6 protein-coding genes are annotated in these 3,520 nt (G+C 36.1%); 4 read left to right on the top strand and 2 right to left on the bottom strand.

Going from position 1 to position 3,520, the window contains the following annotated elements; genetic code table 11:
• The first annotated feature begins 84 nt into the window (after window positions 1–84).
• The gene (locus tag NSA57_RS20060; protein ID WP_330671404.1) at window positions 85–486 is read left to right on the top strand and encodes a hypothetical protein; all 402 of its coding nucleotides are present in this window, start codon (window positions 85–87) and stop codon (window positions 484–486) included.
• Between the two features lie 2 nt (window positions 487–488).
• The gene (locus tag NSA57_RS19305) at window positions 489–1,313 is read left to right on the top strand and encodes a hypothetical protein (protein ID WP_330671403.1); all 825 of its coding nucleotides are present in this window, start codon (window positions 489–491) and stop codon (window positions 1,311–1,313) included.
• 59 nt (window positions 1,314–1,372) lie between these two features.
• Here NSA57_RS19305 and NSA57_RS19300 read toward each other — a convergent pair whose 3' ends face one another.
• The gene (locus tag NSA57_RS19300) at window positions 1,373–2,545 is read right to left on the bottom strand and encodes a macrolide family glycosyltransferase (RefSeq protein ID WP_257465837.1); all 1,173 of its coding nucleotides are present in this window, start codon (window positions 2,543–2,545) and stop codon (window positions 1,373–1,375) included.
• A 16-nt stretch (window positions 2,546–2,561) separates the two neighbouring features.
• Window positions 2,562–2,771 carry an AbrB/MazE/SpoVT family DNA-binding domain-containing protein gene (locus NSA57_RS19295; protein ID WP_055305026.1) on the bottom strand — a complete coding sequence of 70 codons (210 nt, stop codon included), beginning with the start codon at window positions 2,769–2,771 and terminating at the stop codon, window positions 2,562–2,564.
• A gap of 152 nt (window positions 2,772–2,923) precedes the next feature.
• Here NSA57_RS19295 and NSA57_RS19290 point away from each other — a divergent pair, with 152 nt between their 5' ends.
• Together NSA57_RS19290 and NSA57_RS19285 are read left to right on the top strand one after the other, a co-directional pair.
• Entirely contained in the window at window positions 2,924–3,121 is a 198-nt protein-coding gene (locus NSA57_RS19290) for a helix-turn-helix transcriptional regulator (protein WP_257465836.1), read from the top strand.
• A 3-nt stretch (window positions 3,122–3,124) separates the two neighbouring features.
• Entirely contained in the window at window positions 3,125–3,511 is a 387-nt protein-coding gene (locus NSA57_RS19285; protein WP_257465835.1) for a hypothetical protein, read from the top strand.
• Window positions 3,512–3,520 lie beyond the last annotated feature (9 nt).

Raw genomic sequence — 3,520 nt, 5'->3', positions numbered from 1 at the left:
TGGCTTATTCACTGAGATATGAAAGGTTGAAAAACCTTGAATTTTCAATAGAAAACACTTGATTATATGAGGAGGAACATCATAATGAAATTAACAAGACACAATGGTCGTGCCGGGAAAAATGGTGCTTACAATCCCAAGCACAATGACCGCAGTTTTAATATTAATAATAGTGAGCACATCGATGAAGAACGGGCAAAAGGAAATATTTACTGGGATTGCTTCAATGGATATCGTACTTTTTATGATAAGGGAAATGAATGTGAACTGGCTAACACATTTGAAGAAGCGGAAGAACTTTATTATTCTATTCATTACAAAGGATTTATTGAAGGACAAAATGAACGTAATATTAAGAATCGTCACCCGGAACGTAATTGCACCACATCAGATATCTTAAAACATAAGAAGACCTGCCCGGAAGAAACCATCTATCAAATTGGCACTTTAGAAATCACGTTTCACCAGATATATTATTACAGGTAGTTATGGATTTTATGGTTGAAATTACCGAACGATTTGGTACTCATGTTCACATATTGGATTGGGCACTTCATCTGGATGAGAGTACGCCTCACATTCATGAACGTCATGTGTTTGATTGCGAAAATCAATATGGAGAATTATTTCCACAACAGGAAAAAGCGTTAGAAAAGCTTGGTTTTGATTTACCAAATCCTGAAAAACCTGCAGGACGAAACAATAATCGTAAGATGGTATTTGATTCTGCCTGTCGTGCATTACTTTTTGATATTGCCAAAAGTTATGGATTACAATTAGAAGAGGAACCAGAGTATGGTGGACGTAAATATTTAGAAAAGCAGGATTACATTCTTGCCAAACAGAAAGAACAGTTGGCTTTGCAAGCAGAAAAACTTGAAGAATTAGTTATGAAAATCGAAGACGTGGAAAATTTGATTGATGAAGTTTCCGATGTTGCCTATGACAAAGCAGTTGAAGTTGTTACTGCTACTGTCAAAAAAGAAACCCACTTGGAAGATATCCGATTGGTAGAAGAATCGAAAAACTGGGTGCTCTCTCCGGAACGAAAAGCCTCTAAAAAAGAACGTGAGTATGCAGCCAAACGATTGGATGGAGTGATTGCAAAAATTAAAAATACTATGCAGAGTGCTTTTCTGAAAATCCAGAATAAACTTATGCAGCCGGAAGTGAAAAGGGCTGGACCGGAGCAGATTAAGATCAAAGCACGAGCTTCTGTTTTGGATAAATTAAATCGTAAAAAGACCGAAATAAACGAAAAGTCAAACCCAAAATCAGTGAATCGAGAGAATTATCATTCGCAGGGGTTATAAATCATCATAGAATAAGCAAGCATTTTGAGAAACTTCAATCTGCTTGCTTATTTGATTACTTATTTACACATCTGTTCAATTTTATCTGCAGCACCTTTTACACCAGTACATTTATGGAATCCCTCAGAAATTTTTGCTGCCTGTTCATAATAAGATTTGGTATGTAGCACATTTTCAATGGTCTCTTTAATCGATTTTGCATTTACATACTTCAATCGGATACCAGCACCAAGTTGCTCTACTCTGGTGGCCACGCCATCCTGTTCCGATGTTTGTGGGTACATTACAAGAGGAACCTTATAATATAAACTTTCATTGACACTGTTCATACCACAGTGGGTAAGGAATACATCCGCCTGACTTAACACAGCTATCTGATCTACAAATCTCGAAATCGTAATATTATACGGTACAGCACCTAAGTCTTCAATATTTATCAAATTACCAACTGACATGATTACCTGGTATTTCTTATTAGCCAATGCTTCTATACATTTTTTATAAAACTCTGTTGAATCATTGATTACAGTTCCCATTGATATATAGATTAATTTATCCGACTTCTTCTCAAATATATTTTCAATAGGCCGTATGGACGGACCTACAAAGACATATTTATCTGAAAATGTTTCAGAGCATGGTTGAAATTCCGGAGAGGTATATACAATCGTATCTGTATTATTATCGTTCTGAATAATATCAAGAACACTTTTTACAGGATAACCTTTCTCTTGCAGACGTTTGATGTTTTTATTGATTTTCGTCATTGAAAAAATCATACCAAACATCTGTCTCAGACTTTGTTTCATTATTTTTGCTGAATATTGATTAAAAGCAAAGGTTGTTGTTGAAGACACAAAAGGAATTCCAAGTTTTAACGCTACAGCCTTTCCCCATACAGCCATGGAATCTGCAACAATACAGTCTGGATTTAATTCTCTCATGTGTTCGCACACCGTATCATCCAAAGCCAATGTAGTATCCACCAATATCTGTGTGGAAAAAGCCAAATCTTTCCCTACACGAACTGCATCTTTCGCATCCAATCGCTGTTCCTGATCATATTCATCACAAGAAACAAAAGTTGCTCCTGTAGCTTCAATCTTTTCACGCATCATATTGTAGGAATAATAAAAAACCTGATGCCCTCTACTGATCAATTCACGCACAACTCCCAACGTTGGATTGGTATGCCCGTGTGCCGGAATACAAAAGAAAACGATTTTACTCATATCAATTCACCATCCTTTAGGAATCCATTTCTGAAAAAATCCTTGCAATATATTCTTTTTGCATTTCCTTTGGCAAAATTGCCAAACCTCTTTTTTCGTCACCTAAAACTAAAATTTCCATTCCCGGCTGAAGATCAAATAAATTTCTTGCCTCTTTCGGGATAACAAACTGTCCTTTTTCTCCAATTTTAACCATCCATGCGTATTTTCCATTGTTCACTTCCATAAGCGCCTCCAAAGGTATGATTTGTATGAATAATCATACTCTATTTTATTACTACAGTCAATGACAAATCTAAATGTAAAACAAACTCGACATTTAATGTAAAGTCAACTATACTTTAATTGTAAGGCAAGCTTTACTTTTGGAGGTGAATAATGAAAAACAGAATAAAAGAATTACGCAAAGAACACCGCATATCACAAGAAGAATTAGCAACTGCAGTAAACGTAACACGGCAAACCATTATTTCTTTAGAAAACGGCAAATATAACGCATCCCTGATTCTTGCCCATGATATCGCTGTATATTTTGGGAAAACAATCGAAGAAATATTTTTATTTGAGGAGGATTAAAATATGTTGATTAATAATGTAAAACTTGGAAAATCCATAGAACAGAAAATTAAATTGCGAATTCTTTATAGTATCATACTCTTAATATTGGGCGGCGTTTCGTTATATGTCGGCACTTGCATTCCGCTTGCATCCGGCAATGCTGACTATTCATCTGGTTACTATGTGGGATTGGGATGTGGTCTGATCGCTGCAGCGATTATCACAATCATCAAAAACTTACGACTTTTGAAAAACAAAGAAGCTTTAAAACAAAGAGAAATATATGAATCCGACGAGCGAAACAGAATGATAGGTTTAAAATGCTGGTCTTATGCCGGTTATGTGCATATTCCGCAAGAACTGCGCATCCGTTCCAGAGGAACGGAGCGCCATTCCGCTTCAAACTGAGCAAAGCTC

This window comes from Blautia caecimuris, assembly GCF_024622975.1.
Taxonomy (GTDB): domain Bacteria; phylum Bacillota; class Clostridia; order Lachnospirales; family Lachnospiraceae; genus Blautia_A; species Blautia_A caecimuris.
This window is presented reverse-complemented; position numbering and strand designations above follow the sequence as displayed.

Coding starts and splice junctions, on each gene's coding strand:
- NSA57_RS20060 (WP_330671404.1), top strand. CDS start 85: ATGAAATTAACAAGACACAATGGTCGTGCCGGGAAAAATGGTGCTTAC.
- NSA57_RS19305 (WP_330671403.1), top strand. CDS start 489: ATGGATTTTATGGTTGAAATTACCGAACGATTTGGTACTCATGTTCAC.
- NSA57_RS19300 (WP_257465837.1), bottom strand. CDS start 2,545: ATGAGTAAAATCGTTTTCTTTTGTATTCCGGCACACGGGCATACCAAT.
- NSA57_RS19295 (WP_055305026.1), bottom strand. CDS start 2,771: ATGGAAGTGAACAATGGAAAATACGCATGGATGGTTAAAATTGGAGAA.
- NSA57_RS19290 (WP_257465836.1), top strand. CDS start 2,924: ATGAAAAACAGAATAAAAGAATTACGCAAAGAACACCGCATATCACAA.
- NSA57_RS19285 (WP_257465835.1), top strand. CDS start 3,125: ATGTTGATTAATAATGTAAAACTTGGAAAATCCATAGAACAGAAAATT.